The sequence below is a fragment of the Bacteriovorax sp. Seq25_V genome, assembly GCF_000447795.1.
GTDB lineage: Bacteria > Bdellovibrionota > Bacteriovoracia > Bacteriovoracales > Bacteriovoracaceae > Halobacteriovorax_A.
Window position 1 is genome coordinate 161,369 of record NZ_AUNI01000015.1, and the last position, 19,187, is coordinate 180,555.

At 35.8% G+C, this 19,187-nt stretch carries 21 protein-coding genes; 19 read left to right on the forward strand and 2 right to left on the reverse strand.

Features of this window, described 5'->3' with window-relative positions:
* Positions 1 to 2 precede the first annotated feature (2 nt).
* The 10 genes from M900_RS08515 (at position 3) to M900_RS08560 (ending at position 9,935) form a co-directional block, all read left to right on the forward strand.
* A complete protein-coding gene (locus M900_RS08515; protein WP_021274730.1) occupies positions 3 to 884 on the forward strand; it encodes a phospholipase A in 882 nt (293 codons plus the stop codon).
* Positions 885 to 1,102: 218 nt separating this feature from the next.
* On the forward strand, positions 1,103 to 2,461 hold the full coding sequence (locus tag M900_RS08520; RefSeq protein WP_021274619.1) for a hypothetical protein: 1,359 nt from the start codon (positions 1,103 to 1,105) through the stop codon (positions 2,459 to 2,461).
* Entirely contained in the window at positions 2,458 to 3,582 is a 1,125-nt protein-coding gene (gene alr, locus M900_RS08525; protein WP_021274516.1) for an alanine racemase, read from the forward strand. The genes M900_RS08520 and alr overlap by 4 nt, the downstream gene beginning before the upstream one ends.
* A gap of 40 nt (positions 3,583 to 3,622) precedes the next feature.
* Positions 3,623 to 4,423 (forward strand): ABC transporter permease, encoded by an 801-nt coding sequence (locus tag M900_RS08530; RefSeq protein WP_021274382.1) that lies wholly within the window; start codon positions 3,623 to 3,625, stop codon positions 4,421 to 4,423.
* Positions 4,424 to 4,433: 10 nt separating this feature from the next.
* A complete protein-coding gene (locus tag M900_RS08535) occupies positions 4,434 to 5,186 on the forward strand; it encodes an ABC transporter ATP-binding protein (RefSeq protein ID WP_021274321.1) in 753 nt (250 codons plus the stop codon).
* A 14-nt stretch (positions 5,187 to 5,200) separates the two neighbouring features.
* On the forward strand, positions 5,201 to 6,571 hold the full coding sequence (locus M900_RS08540) for an MlaD family protein (protein ID WP_021274648.1): 1,371 nt from the start codon (positions 5,201 to 5,203) through the stop codon (positions 6,569 to 6,571).
* 3 nt (positions 6,572 to 6,574) lie between these two features.
* Entirely contained in the window at positions 6,575 to 7,618 is a 1,044-nt protein-coding gene (locus M900_RS08545; protein ID WP_021274493.1) for a hypothetical protein, read from the forward strand.
* A 92-nt stretch (positions 7,619 to 7,710) separates the two neighbouring features.
* Entirely contained in the window at positions 7,711 to 8,766 is a 1,056-nt protein-coding gene (locus M900_RS08550) for a hypothetical protein (RefSeq protein ID WP_198295983.1), read from the forward strand.
* Positions 8,767 to 8,779: 13 nt separating this feature from the next.
* Positions 8,780 to 9,367 carry an L-threonylcarbamoyladenylate synthase gene (locus M900_RS08555; protein ID WP_021274757.1) on the forward strand — a complete coding sequence of 196 codons (588 nt, stop codon included), beginning with the start codon at positions 8,780 to 8,782 and terminating at the stop codon, positions 9,365 to 9,367.
* Positions 9,360 to 9,935 (forward strand): methyltransferase, encoded by a 576-nt coding sequence (locus M900_RS08560; protein WP_021274310.1) that lies wholly within the window; start codon positions 9,360 to 9,362, stop codon positions 9,933 to 9,935. The genes M900_RS08555 and M900_RS08560 overlap by 8 nt, the downstream gene beginning before the upstream one ends.
* Here the strand turns inward: M900_RS08560 and M900_RS08565 are convergent.
* The gene (locus M900_RS08565) at positions 9,918 to 10,436 is read right to left on the reverse strand and encodes a DUF721 domain-containing protein (RefSeq protein WP_021274451.1); all 519 of its coding nucleotides are present in this window, start codon (positions 10,434 to 10,436) and stop codon (positions 9,918 to 9,920) included. The two genes, M900_RS08560 and M900_RS08565, sit on opposite strands and share 18 nt — an antisense overlap.
* A 56-nt stretch (positions 10,437 to 10,492) precedes the next feature.
* On the opposite strand from M900_RS08565, the gene M900_RS08570 reads away from it, so the two are divergent.
* Together M900_RS08570 and M900_RS08575 are read left to right on the forward strand one after the other, a co-directional pair.
* Entirely contained in the window at positions 10,493 to 11,155 is a 663-nt protein-coding gene (locus tag M900_RS08570) for a hypothetical protein (RefSeq protein WP_157680598.1), read from the forward strand.
* Positions 11,130 to 12,050: a hypothetical protein gene (locus M900_RS08575; protein ID WP_198295984.1), complete on the forward strand. Its 921-nt coding sequence runs from the start codon at positions 11,130 to 11,132 to the stop codon at positions 12,048 to 12,050. The genes M900_RS08570 and M900_RS08575 overlap by 26 nt, the downstream gene beginning before the upstream one ends.
* A 73-nt stretch (positions 12,051 to 12,123) precedes the next feature.
* Here M900_RS08575 and rpsT read toward each other — a convergent pair whose 3' ends face one another.
* Entirely contained in the window at positions 12,124 to 12,384 is a 261-nt protein-coding gene (gene rpsT, locus M900_RS08580) for a 30S ribosomal protein S20 (RefSeq protein WP_021274773.1), read from the reverse strand.
* A gap of 287 nt (positions 12,385 to 12,671) precedes the next feature.
* Here rpsT and M900_RS08585 point away from each other — a divergent pair, with 287 nt between their 5' ends.
* From M900_RS08585 to M900_RS08610, 7 genes are all read left to right on the forward strand, one after another.
* On the forward strand, positions 12,672 to 13,523 hold the full coding sequence (locus M900_RS08585) for a 3-hydroxybutyryl-CoA dehydrogenase (protein ID WP_021274352.1): 852 nt from the start codon (positions 12,672 to 12,674) through the stop codon (positions 13,521 to 13,523).
* Entirely contained in the window at positions 13,513 to 14,313 is an 801-nt protein-coding gene (locus M900_RS08590; RefSeq protein ID WP_021274470.1) for an enoyl-CoA hydratase/isomerase family protein, read from the forward strand. Before M900_RS08585 ends, M900_RS08590 begins: the two co-directional genes overlap by 11 nt.
* A gap of 18 nt (positions 14,314 to 14,331) precedes the next feature.
* Complete coding sequence (locus M900_RS08595; RefSeq protein WP_021274553.1) at positions 14,332 to 15,474, forward strand: acyl-CoA dehydrogenase; 1,143 nt, start codon at positions 14,332 to 14,334, stop codon at positions 15,472 to 15,474.
* Positions 15,475 to 15,561: 87 nt separating this feature from the next.
* Positions 15,562 to 16,017 (forward strand): hypothetical protein, encoded by a 456-nt coding sequence (locus tag M900_RS17705; protein ID WP_198295986.1) that lies wholly within the window; start codon positions 15,562 to 15,564, stop codon positions 16,015 to 16,017.
* A 76-nt stretch (positions 16,018 to 16,093) separates the two neighbouring features.
* The gene (locus M900_RS17710; RefSeq protein WP_021274775.1) at positions 16,094 to 16,720 is read left to right on the forward strand and encodes a hypothetical protein; all 627 of its coding nucleotides are present in this window, start codon (positions 16,094 to 16,096) and stop codon (positions 16,718 to 16,720) included.
* A gap of 138 nt (positions 16,721 to 16,858) precedes the next feature.
* Positions 16,859 to 17,938: a hypothetical protein gene (locus M900_RS08605; RefSeq protein WP_157680600.1), complete on the forward strand. Its 1,080-nt coding sequence runs from the start codon at positions 16,859 to 16,861 to the stop codon at positions 17,936 to 17,938.
* Between the two features lie 28 nt (positions 17,939 to 17,966).
* A complete protein-coding gene (locus M900_RS08610; RefSeq protein ID WP_021274501.1) occupies positions 17,967 to 19,070 on the forward strand; it encodes a hypothetical protein in 1,104 nt (367 codons plus the stop codon).
* Positions 19,071 to 19,187 lie beyond the last annotated feature (117 nt).

Consider the following 19,187-nt stretch of genomic DNA (forward strand, 5'->3'; position numbering starts at 1 on the left):
TCGTGAAAAATAAATTTCTTCTTGTTCTTTTTTCTCTTCTTCACCTAACTTCTGCGGCAGACGGTTTTGAAAGTAAAATTAAAAATGAATACAATGATCTACTTAGTAAGAAGTACGCTCTCTTACCGCACAAGGGAACTTTTTTAATTCCATTTTCTTATAACAACACTCCTAATAATGAGTCATATAAGATTCTAACTGAGAGAAGTGAGTTTCAAGATCGCGGCGCTTATAACAGACGAATCGAAGCTGAGTTTCAAATAAGCTTTCTTTTTCTAATTAGTAAGGACACATTCAACTCAGACTTCAATCTCTTTGTTGGTTATACACAGCAATCTTGGTGGCAAGTGTATAACAAACCGTGGTCGAGACAATTTAGAGAGACAAATTATAATCCTGAAATTTTTGCTCGAAATGTTATGGATAATCCTACTAAGTTCTTAGGTGGAGAGATTGTAGCGTATGACTTCGGCTATATGCACCAATCTAATGGCCAAATACAAGAATTGTCCCGAAGCTGGGATCGTCTCTTTGTGAGAGGTGCTTTTGTTTTTGGAAAAACTATCGTCACTCCCACTCTTTGGTACCGCTTACCGGATCCAGATAAGAAAGACGAAAATCCTGATACCGAAAAGTTTATTGGTTTCGGTGAAATAAGGGTTGATCGAGTTTATGGGCGAAATAGATTGGGGCTTCGAGTCATTCCTGGGACACACTCTATGGGCGTTGAACTTTCCCATAGTTATCCACTGACGGAAGGGGTTAGGCTCTTTACAAAAATTAATTATGGCTATGGAATGTCTCTCATTGATTACAATCACAAGGCCGAAAGGTTTGGGATCGGCGTGACCCTGACCGATCTTCTTTCAAGTGTCTCCAATTAACTGCCCCCTTGCAATGGTGTTAGTATTTGAGGATATTTCCAGAATATTCGAGAGATAGCTCGAACTATATGGAGCAGTCGTAAACGTTATTCCCAAGGTAAAGAACCTAATTAGGTTCTCATGATTTCCAACACCATTACACTGGCGCAGTTTAGGTTAGACGGTTTGCGAAATTTATGATGAAATAGTTCAGTGAGCCATAGTGCAGGAGCTGAAATATGACACAGAGCAAATTAGTACCTCAAGTAGCAATTCTTTCAACAAGTTTAAAGACGGCCAACGACCTTGGGAAAGTTTTTAAAAAGCTGAATATTGTTCCTGATTGTTTTCAATCAACTGAAGATTTTCTAATTGCTCAAATTCAAGCGAAATTTGATTTTGTTATTTTCGATATCAACTCTTGTATCTATGAAGGTGCGCCAATTGTTTTCCGTAAGGAGATGAATGCCACTCAATTTGCTTTTTACTATGACGAAGTTTCAGTATCGAAAATTGCTCCAACATACTCAATTGATCACTTAGGCTATGTTAATGCGAGTGGTGATCTAAGTGGACAAGTAAAAAATATTCTTGTGAGATTTAATAGCACTCAAAAGCTTCTTAACGAAGTTGAATATTACCAAGCTTTTAAGCATGATTTTGCTCCTAAGCAAGAAGCTCTCTTAAAATCAAATGAGTCGATGAAAGAAAAGCTTTTTTATCGTGATGAAATCTTTTCTATTTTAAAAGATGTCTCATCTAATATGAAAGCAAGACTCGATTTTGCTGAGATGATTGCAAATGTATTTGATGGTAGAGATTACGTTAAAGGTTATTCTCATCTTGAGTTGCAAGAAGGGGGAGCCCGTCTTGTTGCAACTGAAATTAACGGTAGAAAGCGTTTAAATATTCCTGCGATTTGGCTAGGAAAAAAGAATACTGCGATTGATGAGCACGCAATTGAGCTCACACAAAATATTACTGCGACATTAACAAAAAATCCGATTATCACGCTTACTCTTTCAAATGATAACCAAACAATAGATTCACTTCTTCTTTTAGAAATCGATGATTCAACACTCTTCTCATTTGATTGGGAAATTGTTGAAAGTACAATTTCTGGAGCCTATGCACAGTCGGTAAGATTAGAGCAAAAGAGTGTTCAGAATAACGATATAAAATCTACTTTTGAATTATTAGAGAAGCTAAAAGATAGAAGTTCTAACTCACATCTTTTAGCTTTTGATCTTTCAGATATTTTTGATTTTAAAGAATTAAGAAAAGATGTTGAATTTAATTGGTCATTATTTTGGAAAGATCTTAGGTTAAATCTAGCTACAATTATCTCTGACGGTGAGATCTATACAACAAGTCTTGAAAAAGTAATTCTTGTTGTTGATGATTTTATTTTTGAAGAAGCATTTGCTGCAGCTAAAGAATTCTGTCAAAGATTGTCTCTAAAAAAATATTTTGCTGGCCTTGAATTATTTGAAATTCAAGCTGTGAAAATTGACGTAGCGGAAATTCCTTTTTCTGAGTATGCATTAGTGAGAAATCTTGAAGGTGACAAAGCTCACAAAAGAGAAGCATATCTATGAGAATAAGAAGTCAAATGGAGATAGACCTCTCCTTATTGGCATATAATTACTCTTGTCTAAAAGAAATAGCACCAAATAACGAAGTCCTTTTCATGGTTAAAGCAGATGCCTATGGCCATGGAATGGTACCAATTGTTAAATTTGCACACTTTGAATTAGGTATTAAAGAGTTTGGTTGCGCGTCTGTAGGAGAAGCATTAAAACTTCGAGAAGAAATTCCTGATGGAAATTTTGAGATCTATGTTTTCTCTGATGTTCAATTGGTCTTGAAACAAGCAAAAGAAATTTATCTGAATTATAGGATTATTCCTGTGATATCAAATGAGTCTGATTTGGATTACTTCCTTGAGGATCAAGACTTTAAGAACTTTCCACTGACATTAAAGTTTAATACTGGAATGAATCGCCTTGGTATTCATTACTCTCATGCTGAGGAAGTAGTAAAAAAACTTAAGCAACATGGAAGAAAAGAAGTTTATCACTTGTTATCACACTTCTCGAGTGCATCGTTACCAATGGAAACGAATAAAAGAAATATTGAACAGCGTGAGAATTTCAAGAACATCAAAAATATTTTAAAAGATTCGGGCATCAGTATATTAAAATCTTCAATGGCAAATTCTGGAACAATCGAGCAAGGTTATGGTCTAGAGGAAACTCATATTAGGCCAGGGCTGATGATGTATGGACCAACGTCATTACTTCCGCAGTATCGTCACCTCAGTAAGTGGAAGGGAAAACTAATTTCATCCCTTGAAACAGTTATTATTAATACTTTTGATATCGAAAAAGGAGCACCAATTGGTTATGGAGCTTCACCATGTCCAGGTAAGGGAAAGATTGCAATCATCGCGCTAGGCTATGGAGACGGTTTTTCGACTCGTTATCAAGGAGTAGAGATTTTACACGAAGGTAATGTTGGTAAAGTTGTTGGTCGTGTAAATATGGATATGGCACAGATCTTTTTTGAAAAAGGTGATTTCCATATTGGTGATCGTTTTGTTGTTTGGGATCATTCAAGCGAAAACTTTTCGCGAATTTGTGATCAGTCAAAAACAATTCCATATGAAGTGTTTATTCATTTAACGCCTCGTGTCCCGAAGGTCTATTTAAAACGTTAAAATTTCTAGCAAAATCTTCCATAAGGCTTATAATAGTTTTATGGAAGTTGTGAAAAGTAAAATCGTTACTTATGTCGAAGATATAGGTTCAATTGTTATAAAAAATGTTGAAGGTTTGGGAAAAATCTTTCGTTTTATTTATGAGTTTTTCTATTGGTCAATAAGGCCACCATTTCGTCGTAAGCTTTTCTTTGAGCAAATGCACTTCATTGGTAATAAGAGTTTATTCATTATTATTTTAGCCGGATCATTCACTGGAATGGTTATGGCCTATCAGACGTATTTTGGATTCAAGCTTATTAACGTTGATTCTCTTGTTGGTCCGGTGACAGCACTGACTCTTGCAAAAGAGCTTGCACCTGTTCTCGCTGGTCTTATTGTTGCTGGGCGAGCTGGTGCAGCGATGGCCGCACAAATTGGAACAATGAAAGTAACTGAGCAAATTGATGCTCTAGAAGTTATGGGTGTTAATAGTATTCAGTATCTTGCTGTCCCAAGAATTATAGCAGGAACTTTGAGTCTTCCATTATTAACAATCGTTTTTCAGTTTGTTGGAAATATAGGCTCATTTATTGTTGGAACAAAAGCTCTGTCTATTGATGAGGCTATGTACTTTTCAAAAGTTTCTGACTTTATGTTTATCGGCGATATCATGCAAGGGGTGATCAAGGCCTTCTTCTTTGGCTTTGTTGTTTCTGTTATTGGAACTTACTTTGGCTTCTCTGTTACTAAAGGAGCGGAGGGAGTTGGTAAGGGAACAAACCTTGCTGTTGTATGGGGAATGATTTCAGTCTTGGTTCTTGATTATTTCCTCACAAGTTTTTTAATTCAAATTTTATAAGGATATAAAGTTGTTACATTTTGAAAATCCAGCTGTAAGAATAAAAAATGTTACCAAGGAATTTGGGCGACATACAGTTTTAAATAATCTTAGTTTTGATATCCCTAAGGGAAAAATCACAACAATTCTTGGTTTTTCTGGAGCAGGGAAGTCGACACTCTTAAAGCATATTTTGGGACTCCATCAGCCAACAAGTGGAAGTGTTGAAGTTCTTGGTAAGGACTTAACTAAGCTTGATGAGATGGAGCTGCGAGAGTTTCGCCAAAATTTTGGAATGCTCTTTCAATATGCAGCCCTGTTTGATTCAATGACGAGTTTTGGAAATGTTGCATTTCCACTTCGAGAATTTACGAAAATGACGGAAGAAGAGATTGCGACAAAAGTAAATAAGCTTCTGCGAGCTGTAGGGTTACAAGAAATTTCAGATGATAAGCTTCCAAGTGAATTATCTGGAGGGATGAGAAAAAGGGTAGGACTTGCAAGAGCGCTTGCACTTAGTCCGCGTATTATGCTCTATGATGAGCCAACTACTGGACTCGATCCAATCACGACAAAAATGGTCAACGACCTTATTGTTGAAACAGGACAAATACACAAAGACATAGAATTAAGCTCAATTATTATTTCACATGATGTAAAAGCAACGCTAGAAATTTCCGACTATGTGGCTTTTCTTAACCGTGGTAATATTGTTGAGTACTTACCAGCGAAGGAATTTAAAAACTCTACTAATCCATTAGTGCAAGAGTTTATAAACCTCTAGGAGAGAGGAAATAAATGAATGAATTTAAAGTAGGCCTAATGGCCATTGGATCAATGATTGCAATTGTTGTTATGTCTTTAATGGTAACTTCAAATCAGTCAGGGTTCGGATCCTACGTAACATATAGAACGATCATTAGTGATGCCTCAGGAATCTTTCCTAAAACTCCTATTAAGGTTGCCGGTATAAACGCGGGTCGAATTAAAACAATTGAACTTCAAGGAAATAAGGCCCTCATTAATTTTGAGGTACTTGAAAAAGTTAAAATCACAGAGAATTCAGAACTTAAGATTAAGTCGGTGGGTTTTCTTGGTGATAAATTTTTAGAAATTTCAGTTGGAACATCAGATAAGAGACTTTCAGAAAATTCATTTATCGAATCTATTGAAGGGGGAGGAATTGAGTCCCTTGTAAAAGATGCAAGTGAAGTAATGAAAGATGTAAAAGTTATTGTTAACTCTATTAAAGAGTCACTTGTTCCTCCAGGAGAAGCCCCTCCGATCAAAGCTATTCTCGCAGATGTTCAAGACATTATGAAGAATACAAAAGAAGTAACTAAGTCTTTAAAGAATGTTGTTTCTGGAAATGAAGAGAAAATGAATAGCATTATCGCAAACTTTGACTCTTTCTCAGAGCAATTAGCTTATCAGATGAATAAAGATGAGCCGGCAAGTGCGATAGCAGACCTTAAAGGAATTCTTGCTAAGACTGATAATATGATGAAGGACCTTGAAAGTATTGTGCGTGACGTACGTAACGGTAAGGGGACTGTTGGAAAATTCTTAATTGAAGATGATATTGCTGATGAAGTTAAAGAAACTCTAGCCGGAGTTAAGAAAATCGTTGCTCGAGTTGATAATATTAGAACAGAGCTTAGTGTTTACACAGGTGTAAATTCAACTGCTGGTGGAAGTGAAACGACAGCTGGACTTAAAATTTTTCCAGCACCTGAAAGATTTTATCTTCTTGGAATTTCAACTTCAGAGTTTGGTCCTGAGACAGAAACAATCACGAAAACAACTATTGGTGGAGTTCTTACCGAAGAAAATAAAAAAGTTAGATCAAAAGATTCGTATCGATTTAATGTTCAAGTTGGTCGTAAAGTTCAAGATTGGACATTCCGTGGTGGTTTAATAGAGTCTACTGGTGGTCTTGGAGTCGATTATAGCTTCAATAACATTGGAACAATGGTTAGTGCAGAGGTATTTGACTATAGAGAAGACCTCGGAGCAAATCTTCGTCTATCAACAGAAATACAATTATGGAATGTATTCTTTGGAAAAATCCAAGCTGAAGACATTACAAATAAGGCCCAATATATTTTCAGTGCTGGGCTTAAATTTAACGATGAAGACTTAAAAGGTCTTCTAGGATTTTTCTTATAAGTTATGTCTGAACAGAGCATTTGGTTAATAAGGACCAAACAAAATAAAATTCTAGGTCCAGTATCTAAAAATAAGATACAGGAACTTCTCGCAAAAGGAGCGTTGACTCCTGATGATGAGATATGCTCTGGAAACGGTTTTTGGTTCTGGGTTAAAGAGCAAGAGCTTGTTGATCAATATGTTTATGGCGATGTTCCTCAACCATTTAATCCTGTTAGTGAAGCAACAACTGTCGTTGCAATAAATGGCTTCGCTCCTGATGAGCCCGAATACAATGATATTCCAGCACCTCCTCCGGTTGTTAAAGTTGATCCAGCTCCAGTACAGGTAAAAGTAGGGGCGGATGATGATGAGGAGACACTTGTTCCTGATCAAGATGATCTCGAGTATCCAGACCCAGAAGATTATAAAAATATTACAGTTGAAGCAGTAAAGATCGATGTCGACTTTACGCCATCTTCGAATAAACTTTCTCTTGTTGAGAATGAAAGTGCAGAGGAAGAGGAAATCATCATGCCGGAGGCGGATGATCTTGAGTATCCAGACTTTGATGCGCCTGAGGCAACTGATAACGATATCGATTCAGTTCTTGAAGATGAAAAGAATGAGCCGCTTAAAAATGTTGAGGACCTTGAAGATGAGGAACTCACTGATGATAGTCCAGTTATTCTAAGCGAAGGCGAAACCCCGCCTGAGGTTGAAACAACTGAAGAAAAAATTACTAAAAAGGTTAAGTCAAAGCCTGTTCTTCAGGAAATGCCAAAACCTACGAAGAAAAAAAAGAAGAAGAAAAAGAAAGCAGAAAATACTGAAGAAGTTCAGCAGTTAAAGAAAAAGAACGACAAGATTCTACTGTATCTCGCAGTACTTGTTATTTTTATCCTTCTTTATGGAATTTATTTTTACTACACATCAATTCTAGGAAAGAGCATTGTAAATCGCGGTTTAAATATGCTCGTACCCGTAGCAAACGCTCAAGAAGTTCGCGTTTATCAAAAAAAAAAGTCTCCACTTCATGGGGAGATCTCAATGTTAAATACACATTAAAAGGTATTGATCTCGAAATAATTGAGTATCGTGGAGTACCGAAAGATTGTTCGGAAGCTGAAAACTTTCAAACGCAAATGTTCTATATCTTGATGAGAAGAACAGGAAATCTCGAGAAGTGGGATAATTTCACAAAACAATGTTCTTCTCAATTTTCAACATCGCTAAAACTAATTTCTGATACGGGACTTACGCTGGCCCAACTAGTGCCTAGTTTACTTCAATTACAAAAACCAGATTTCAACATTGTTGAAATTAGTAAAAAGAAGGCCCGTGTCTACAAAGAAAACTCTACATATCTGGAAGATTTCAGATATCTAATGGGTCAGGAACGAACAAAGAGTGAAATTATTAATCGAGATTATAAGAAGTATTTTAAGAAGAATACTTATGCCGATTTATTTATTTCAATGATGGTTAATATTCAAGTTGGAAATTTTAGTGGAGCAGAGTTTTATATTTCAAAAATGCTGAGCATCCCTGCTCGTTATATGGCCATCGAAATTGAGAAAAGTATAGATCCGAAAGAAAGAGAGGAACTAAAGACACTTCTCTTAAAGTCATTTAAGTGGGTCTGGGAATCCGGTGTTGATGAGAAGTTAAAAGTTATGTTCATTCAATCTTTTGAGTCTTTAGAGGATAAAGAGCTTTCTGATCAAATAGATTCATTTCTAGGAGAACTGTTTTCGACTAATGTCGATTTCTCATTAAGTGATTATAAGTACTCACTGTCTCATCCTGGGTATTGGTTTGAAAGACTCACTGATGAGTCTCAAAAAGAAAATTTACTTGTAGCATATTTCAAACTTCCAATTTCTAAAGAAATTGAGATAGTGAATTTTGGTCTTTTTAAATACTACTACCCTCGAGATGAGAAGGATAGAGACAGGTTAACAACTAAGATCGTTACAAGTTGGAATAATGTTACCCTATATGAGAGAGAATCAATCTTAACTTCTCTTGAGAATCAAGTTATCAAAAAAGCACTTGTTCAAAAGTCTTCACAGTTTAAAAATCCAACCTTCAATATTAAGAAAGATGAGTACGATAAGCTGACGAACAAAGATGGATATGGCATTTATGGTATAATTAAGCTATTAGAATTAGGATATGAAAATAGTGATAATCTAGGCTGGTTACTTTTCTAGGGGAGAATTCCAAATGGCCCAAATTTATATTTATCCAACTGATACTGTCTGGGGAATAGGGGGAGATATTTATGACCCTGAAACTTATATTGAAATTGCAAAAATAAAACAAACTCCTGCCGACAAACCTCTTTCATTATTATTTAATACTCTTGAGATGGTGGAGTCTCATATCAATCTTTCTGAACATGAATTTGAAATCCTAGAAAAATTAAAAAATCTTGGGACTACTTTCGGTTTTGCTAAGAGTAAGTTTAAAAGCACTCTTCCAAGTGAGCCATTTAAGGATACTGAATTTGCATGTATTCGTGTACTAAGCTCTCAGATCATCGATGGAATTATTGAGGAAAATGACGGTCCAATTTCAACAACAAGCTTGAATATTACAAAGAATCCACCGATGGTTGACACTGATGAAGCGCATGGTTTTTGGAAGAAGTATGCTTCTCATACTAAATTCTACGAACCACAGTTTGATGTTCAGTTAAGTGGAAAATCATCAACTATAATTCTCTTCTCTGGTAATGACTATTCTATTGCTAGAGAGGGAGAGAATATCGAAGATATAAAAAAAATTTTAAATACTTTGAAAAATGATTGATGATAATTTCTACCAACCAGAGTTTTATCACTTCAACGAAGATTCGCTAGAACTTTCTAAGCTAGTCTTGAAAGAGCTAGGGGAGAGTGAAATTGAAACATTTTTGGATGCTGCTTGTGGCTGTGGAATTATTGGTATTGAAATATTAAGAAACAAAAGTATTAATGAGACCTACTTCATTGAGAAACAAGCAGAGTTTCTAGAGTCGCTAGAAAAGAATATTCAAAAATATATACCAAGTAGAACATCTCATATTGTAATCGATGAAATTCAATCCTTTAACAGAGAAGTAAAGTTTGATCTGATTACTATTAATCCACCATATTTTAATAGTAAAAACTCTAGGCCATCCCCTGATGTGAATAAAAATACTTGCCGCATATTCGAAGAAACTGATCTCGAAAATATTTTTAGAAAATTATTTAAAATGTTAAATGCTAATGGAAGAATGTATTTTTCTTTTAGAAAAGATGAAATTTCAATAATCGAAAAAATTGCTGTTGAAAATAAGCGAGAGCTTAATCTTGTTAAAGATCTTAATGGTGCCGGTTTATTCAGGATCGTTTAACTGAATGTAGATCGAAACTAGTTTTTCCTTTAATTCCTGATCTTCGATATCCCCAAGACTTTGAAGTGCCTGTTGTTCAAGCTTCTTATACTGAGGTGATTGCTTGTGCCACTTTTGCTTGAATTCCTGTTTTACCACTTGCTTCTGTGTCGCTTGCTTAACTTGTTTTTGAAAGTATGCATTGTCGGCCTTGAAGAAAATCTTCTTTATATGTCCCTGCATCTGAGGAAATGTTTGCTCAATTTTCATGATGATTGGCGTTTCCATGAAAGAAAGTTGTTGAGCATAAACAGGGTGTGAAGTTAGAACAGTTAATGACTTGTGCTGCATCTTAAGTGGGATTGTGTGCTCACAAAGTTTGGGCCCGACAATTTCACTCCAGCGATTGATTAATTCAAGAAAATCGAAGATATCTCCGCCTTTAGAGTTAACGCTCTTCTTTGAGTAATTTGTATATGTTCCAAAGTTATTATCATTTAGTAGGTCTTTAATAGACTTCATATATACCCAGCATTAATTATTGGACGAATTCTTCATTTTTAGGCCATAGTATGATTATGAGATCTATTTTTCAATCATTAGTATTATTATTTCTTCTTACAAGTTGTGCAGGGTATAAACTTCGTAGTAATCAGAATCCTTTAGCGAAGGCCGATGTTCACTCTATTGCGGTCCCTGTGTTTATTAATAAAACAACTTTAGAAAAAGTAAGCTCTGTTTATACTCGTGAAATTATCTCAGCACTTTCAAAATTCAAAAACTTAAAGATTACCGCTGGCGACATTAAGAATGAAGACGCGTTAATGCTTGGGATTATTACACCAAAAGAACTTAGTAAGCGCGGAAAGTTTATTCGTACAAGCTCGCTTATGACTGAAGATCAACAAGATGCTATTGGAAAGCGTAATGCATTTGAGGTTCCAACTTCAGGTGGTTATGAGTTAAACGTTGAAATTATTGTATTAAAAAACCCAACCCGTGAGGAGATTGATTTCTTCACAGGTTATTATAATTTCAATGCTTCTGATTTTCCTCGTACAGTATTCCATCATACATTCTCAATCAGTGGTTCCTATTCTATAGAAAACCCTGTTGGGGATTTAGCGAGTGGTGCTCCTCTAAGGGGAGTACAGAACCAGGGAAAACTTAGAAAGTCGATTGTTGATAGTGGGAAGACTTTGGCAACAGACTTTCATGAGGTTATTACCAATGCCTTCTAAAATATCATTTAAAAATCTTGATAAAATAAAACAATCAATTCCTAAGTCTGGTGCGGTACTAATTGAGTTTCCAGACTGCTTCTTGGAAAGAATCTTTATTGATAAAGTTGAGAAGGATTACAAGAAGGTTTTCGGGGTGGATATTGATCGTGACTGGATTGAGAATGAACTTCTCTCTATCGGACTTTTTGGCAGTGATGGCCCATACCTTTGTCTTTTAAGCGAACAACTAAATCCCAAGGTTCGTGAAAAACTTAAGGAAGTCGAAATACCAGATGATGTGAATATTATTTTCTCTACTCATCAAAAATTTTCTGACAAAGAACTTGTTAAGAAGTTTGAACATATTGTTGTCGAGGGTCCAAAGTTTTGGGAAATGAGCGATTACTTTGATGTCCTCGCAAAGTTTTTCAATGTGAAGCTAAGTTTTGATATTAAGGATCACTTGATTACATCTTTGGAACCAACTGCTTACGAGTATTATAATGCTTTAATGAATCTTTCTTCTTATAGACCGGAAGAGCTTAATTTGAATTTGGTCAAAACTCTCATTAAGCAAAAGCATCTTGATAACTTTCAGTTGGCAGATCTTTTTAATAGTAAGAATCTTAAGAGGTTCTATCTTTCTCTATTAATTATCGAAAATGATTTTGACCTTTATCGAGGGTTCTTTAGTTTTCTTCAGGGGCATCTCGTAAAAATAATCGATCCAAGTTATATGTCTGGAAAAGCGAAGCTTTCTAAATACGATCAAGGGATTTCTTTAGCATCCAAGAAATGGTCTAAGGATGAGATTGCGGATTATCTTGTGAAGTTTGGAAAATACGAATTAATGTGTAAGCAAAAGAGTGAGTGGTTTCGCGACGAACTAAGAAAAGAATTTCTGGCTATTTAAAAAAAAGAAATAAAAAAAAGAAGAGAGTACTAACCCTCTTCTATCTTTTTAAGATCTAATTACAATCTTTAGATTATAATTTATTTACAGCGTCAGCTAAACGAGAAGTTTTTCTAGCAGCTGCATTGTGCTTGATAACTCCAGTTTTTGCTAATCTAGCAAGAAGTCTTTGTGCGTTTACAAGAAGCTCACCAGCAGTTTGCTTGTTACCTTCAGTAATTGCAGTTCTTAATTTCTTGATTGCTGATTTAACACCTGATTTTCTTGCAGTGTTTCTTTCGTTTCTAACAATCGATTGCTTTGCTCTTTTTTTTGCAGACTTGTGGTTTGCCACAATGAACTCCTAACGTTAACTATTAATTCAACTTTTAACTATTTTTCAGAAATCAATTTATAAGAAGAATTTCGGAATTTGGCAAGATAAAATTTGATGATGGGACCATTTTTTAGGCCTCGCATTATTTATCTTTTAGAGATTCAGTCTAACTTCTTAAAATCTATGAGATTATAGACCAAGATGCCGAATAATTCTAGCTTTAGTTGTGTTGGCAAAAGGGTGCCACCTGTGTATTATCTTCAGGATTTATCATCTATATAGTTCTAATTTTCAAAGGAGTTTCCATGTCTGAAGTGAAGCTAATTGGCGTTGTTGGCGCAGGTCAAATGGGGCGCGGTATTGCACAAGTTGGTGCGATGAACGGATTTAAAGTAATTATGTTTGATATAAATGCGGACGGTCTGAAATTTGGACATGATTTTATCGCAAAACAACTAGCGAAGGGGCTAGAAAAAGGTAAGTGGGACCAAGGATTTGTTGACTCGACTTTGGCAAACCTAACTGCGACGACAGATCTTAAAGACCTTAAGGATTGTGATCTTGTAGTTGAGGCCGCAACTGAGAATAAGAAAATCAAATTTGAGCTTTTTAGAAATCTTGATGAGATCGTAAAGCCTGAGGCGATCCTTGCTTCAAATACATCTTCTATTTCGATCACTGAAATTGCGGCGAATACAAATAGACCTGAGAAGGTTGCGGGGATGCACTTTATGAACCCTGTTCCGGTGATGAAGCTGGTTGAGACAATTACTGGACTTGAGACAAGTACTGAAACAATTGAACTTGTTGAAGCAACTGCTCAAAAGATGGGCAAAACTGTTGTTCGTGCAGATGATGTAGCAGGTTTTGCGGTAAATAGAATCCTTATGCCAATGATCAACGAAGCGTTCTACACGCTGTATGAAGGGATTGCAGATGCTAAGGGTATTGATAATGCTATGAAGTTGGGTTGTAATCAGCCAATGGGTCCACTGGAGCTTGCTGATTTCATCGGACTTGATACTTGTCTAGCAATTATGGAAGTTCTACACGAAGGATTGGGAGATACTAAATATAGACCATGCCCACTTCTAAAGAAATACGTAACAGCGAAGAGATTTGGACGTAAGTCTGGAAAAGGTGTTTATGAGTACTAATACATTTGAAACAATTACTTTCGAAACACTAAACTCGAAGTTTGGTGTTTTAACAATTAATAGAGAAGCGAAATTTAATGCGCTTAACTCGCAAGTTCTTATGGAGCTTAAAGAACTTCTTTCTGACCTAAGTGACAACCGTGAAAAACTTCAAGGGATGATCGTAACTGGTGCAGGTGAGAAGGCCTTTATTGCTGGGGCTGATATTGCTGAAATGAGCTCGATGGAAACAGATGAGGCATTTGACTTTGCTGAACTTGGACAAGAAGTAACACTTCTTTTTGAAGCGCTTCCATACCCAGTGATTGCTTGTGTAAATGGTTTCGCGCTTGGTGGTGGTTGTGAGATGGCCATGGCATGTGACTTTATCTATGCGACAGAGAACGCGGTATTTGGTCAACCAGAAGTGAAGCTTGGTTTAATTCCAGGTTTTGGTGGAACGCAAAGACTTGCAAAAATTATTGGAAGAAATAAAGCAAAAGAGCTTATCTATACTGGTAGAAACGTGAAGGCAGCTGAGGCAAAAGAAATTGGTCTTGTTGTAAAAACATTTGCAACTAAAGATGAGTTAATTGCGGCGGCGACAGCGACACTTGAGGAGATTTCTAAAAATTCTCCGCTTGCTGTTGGGCTTTCAAAGTTTGTAATGAATGAAGGAAATGATCTTGATGTTCCAGCGGGACTTGCAATCGAGGCGAAGCACTTTGGAGATATCTTCTCTTCATATGATATGAAAGAAGGGACGAAGGCATTTGTTGAGAAGAGAGTTGCTGAGTTTAAAGGCGAATAAAAAATTTAAGGAGAATATATGATACTAAATGACTATCAAGAAATCAGAGATATGGTTGCGAAGTTTGCAGACACGGAAGTGGCTCCACTAGCTGCAAGCATCGATAAGAACGAAAAAATCCCAGCTGACCTTGTTGCAAAACTTGGTGAGAACGGTTTCCTAGGAAGTTATGTTCCTGAGGAATACGGTGGAGCTGGGATGGATTACACATCTTACTCAATCATCGTTGAGGAAATTTCACGTGCTTGTGCTTCAACAGGTGTTCTGATTTCTGCTCACACGTCTTTAGGAATTTATCCAATCTTAGCTTTTGGAAATGAAGAGCAGAAGAAGAAGTTCCTTCCAAAGCTTGCAAGTGGTGAGCATATTGGTTGTTTCTGTTTAAGTGAGCCAAACGCAGGAACAGATGCAGGTTCATTAACGACTTATGCAGAAGACAAGGGTGACTACTACGAAATTAGTGGGACAAAGAACTTCATTACAAATGGTAAAGAAGCGAATATTGCAATTGTTTTTGCTAAGACAACAAAGACTCCAAACTATAAAGGGATCTCGGCTTTTATCGTTGATACAAGTACTCCTGGTTTCCAAGTGATGAAGTGTGAAGACAAGTTAGGGATCAAAGGATCTTCAACTGCTCAGATCGCTTTTGACAAAGTAAAGGTACCAAAAGAGAACCTACTTGGTGAGTATGAGAAAGGTTTTAAAATCGCAATGGGAACACTTGATGGTGGACGTATTGGGATCGCTTCTCAGGCCCTAGGGATTGCAGAAGCTGCATTTAGATATGCTAAGTATTATTCAAATGAAAGAGTGCAATTTGGGAAACCACTTCACGCTCTTCAAGCAATTCAATTTATTCTTGCTGATATGAGTACGAAAATCGCTGCTTCGCGTCTACTTATTTGGGAAGCATCGAGAAGAAAAGATGAGGGAGTTGAATATTCTCTTCAATCTGCTCAAGCAAAACTATTTGCTGCTGAGACAGCAATGTGGGTAACGACGAAGGCCATTCAGGTACTTGGTGGTAATGGTTATACGAAAGAATATCCAGTTGAGAGATATTTTCGCGATGCTAAAATCACTGAAATCTACGAGGGGACTTCTGAGATTCAAAGAGTGGTTATCGCAGCAAATGAGCTTAAGGAGTTTAACTCTTAATACTTGCTTGCTTGTCGTGTAAATGATACTTAAATAGACTAGGATTTGGGTAAGTTAGGCTTACCCTTAGCTTATCTGGGGTACAAATTGTTAAAAAAGATTTTGGAGAAAGTTGGTATGGCCAAAAAGAAAACTGCTAAAAAAGCGGCGACAAAAACTACTAAGAAAACAGCAACTAAAACTGCTGCGAAAACAACGAAGAAAGTTACAAAAAAAGCAACTGCTTCTAAGAAGGCAGCTTCTAAAAAAGTTACGAAGAAAGTTGAAAAGAAGACAGAGAAGAAAGTAGCTAAAAAAGTAACGAAGAAAGTTGAAAAGAAAGTAGCTAAAAAAGCAACTCCTGCGAAAAAAGCAGCTCCGGCAAAGAAAGCGGCTCCTGCGAAAAAAGCAGCCCCAGCAAAGAAAGCAGCTCCTGCAAAAAAAGCGGAAGCTAAAACAACAAAGAAAGTAACAACAGCTAAGAAAGCGGCTCCTGCGAAAAAAGCGGCTCGCGAAAAAAGAAAAAGCAGCTCCGGTAAAAAAGGAAACTGCAAAGAAAGCTGAACCGAAAAAAGCAGCTGCTCCAAAGAAAGCTAAGAAAGAACCAGCGAAGCCAAAGAAGAAAGCTGCTGAGCTTGAAATGGAAGAGTTTGAGGAAGTTGTTGAAGTTGAAGAAGATGAAGACGATGATGATTTTGCTGATGATAAATTCAGTGGAGATCTAGACTTTGATGATTCTCCAAAAAAGTCAAAATATGAAACTGATGATGATGATCAACAAGAATTTGATTTCAGTGCAAAAACTGAGAAGAGAGTTCTTGCTGAGTTCAAAGATACTCTAGTTGAAGAGGTTGAACTTCTTGCTGAAGATCACAACTTAAAAGATATCTTCGAAGCTATTCAAACATTAGGCTTCTTTGTCTCTGATGCAGACGATTGTAGAGAGAAGGGGTGTGATAACCCAGCAACGACTCTTGGATACTGTCGTTATCACTATATTACAAACTGGAAAGCAATTAAGAGAAAGCAATCAATTCTTGAAGAAGGAAAGCTTCAACAATTTATCGAAGAACTTGTTGCTAAATATCCAGCGAAGTTTATCGAAGGAATTCTTTCTGATCTTGAAGATGAGAAGACATTTATCAATGTTCTAAAAGAGCTTAATATTGATGCTGATGATAGTTTTGATGAATTAGATGATCTTGATGAAGAAGATGATCAAGATATCGCATTCGAAACTAAGTCGACAGTTAAGTTTGATGATTAATTAGAAATCGGATTTTATAAAATAAGAAAGGCCTCCATTTTATGGGGGCTTTTTTGTCTCGAAAATTTGTCAGTTGAAAATCATTTAAGTTAAGAAAAATTGACCACTAAAATTTATTTTGTTTGGTACAATAAATTCATGAAAATTTTAATCCTGTTAATATGTATTTCGTGCGTTTCAACTTTTGCTGTAAAAATGACCGAGAGGCAAGAAAGATATATTCTGAAAACGGTTCTCAATGGTAGCCTTCTTATAGGAAATGATGATCTAATTTATTCTTACTCTAGTAACGATCCTCATTCTTATAGTGTTCCTATGCTTAAATTTTATCAAGATAAAAGTTTAAGTGGTAATTCTCTCGCAGAGGTTGTCATTCAAAATGGAGTGAATCAATACACAAAAAATGATAAATACGCGATGGTTAAATTACTGACAAAGTCAAATGAAAATCATAGCTATGAACTAATACCTTTTGGTGCTGGTGAAAAATATGACACAAGTCCAAAAGTGTTTAATCGAGTCCCATATTTTGGTGGTTGTGTTCCAGGGGTTTGTACGCAGTCTGCTTTTTATTTAGAAGATGAAGATGATGACTGGTTAAGTATGTACATCACAGTACAAAAATCTGAAAAAGAAAATGAGGATATAAAGGTTTATTTCGAAAAAAAAGAGTTACTAAAGCACGGGTTTAAAAAGTTAAGAAAAGTTGATGAATTATATGGACGTCTGAATTATTCCGTTGAGGAGTATAATGGATATATTGAGAAGCTTAAAGAAATTGTAAAAACTAAAAACACATCTAAACTTAAAGAAATTTTCAAGAGATGCAGTGATAGTAATTACTATATAAATTCAAAAATACCTGTTTTGCGAGAACTTGATAAACTACACAGAAGTAATGACGAAGTTAGTTCTGAGTTGTTTATATTTCTTGAAACTCTTCTTACAAAATCAAAACACTATAGTGAATTAGGAGATCTTTTATATATAGAGAATTGTAATGAGAAATGTTTAAAAGGATTTTCTAGCCTTAAAAGACATTTTGTTTTAGATAAAAAGTTGTATGACTATAATTATTATGATTTTCGCCTTGGTGTTCAAGGGCAGAGCAAAGGGTGTTTTGATATAATTGAGGATGATTTTTTACAATATCATTTTGATCGTATGACTTTGTCATCTGAGGAAGTAAGAGAGTATCTAAAGAGGGCTGGTCCTTAATAAAGTATTTGCTTGGAAGTATAAAATTATGAAAATTTTAATCCTATTAATATGTATTTCGAGTGTTTCAACTTTTGCTGCTGAAAGGACCGAGAGACAAGGCAAATACGTTTTTAAAACTGCTGCTGGGACTAATATTCTGGTTGAGGAAAGCGATCAAGTCTACTTTTATCAAGGAGGGGAGGGGGTTGCGTATAAGCCACCACTTCTTAAATTTTATCTTGATAGAGAATTAAAGAAGGATCTTATTGCTGAATCATATATCTACAAGTTCAGTTCAGAGAAACCAAAATATGAAATACTTTATACAAAACTAAAATTCTATAAACATTCATTAGGAAATTTTATTGAAGAATCTATTTTCTTTGGGACCGAAAGAGGAATAATTGAGAACGATGATGTCCTAAATAGAGCTCCTTATTTTGGAGGCTGCTCTCCTGAAGGGTGTCGTCTTGGCGCATTCTTTATAGAGGAGGAGGGAGAAAACTGGCTTAGTATGTACTTAACAGTAAGAATCTCTGAGAAAGAAAATAAAGATATTAAAGTCTATGTTTCTAAAGCAGAGCTTCTCAAGTCTGGATACGTAAAACTCCCTTCGGTTGATCATCTTTATAAGAACATCGGGTATAGCTTAAAAGAATATAATGATTATATGGATAATTTAATTAAAATAGTTAAAGCTAGAGACTCAAATAAGCTTACTGAGTTAGCGAGAAAATGTTTTCAGTATAGTACTTTAACAAATTCAAAAATTAAATTTCTTAAAGAATTAGACCAAATACAAGGTCGAAGAGATGAAAAGAAAGTTGTTAGTGAAAGTTTATTTAAATTTTTGGAAAAAATGCTAACTAATCGAAATGATAGCTCCACTCTCGATTCACTTTTGAGTTTGAATGAAAGTCGTTCTACTGGAACAACTGTCCTGAGGCAATTTTCTTATAAATCGAAGTTGGGAGGATATAACTATTTTACGTTCTTACTTTTGTATGACGGGGTAGGGAAAGGTTGTTTTGATATAATAGAAGATGAACTCATGCAAGAAGAATTTAATTTTAGGGTAAGTCAAATGAAAGATCAGGATAAATATTTAGATTTCCCTGAAGATTATGATGAGTCGGATTTTGAAGATTGAATTAGTTATTTCATCTATCGAAACACTGAAAGAAAGGAAGAGTGATTTGTATATCTTCTTAACTGGGGCTAAGCTAAAAAAATGTTCCTTCAATGTTCTTGTACTTGGCGCAATTAA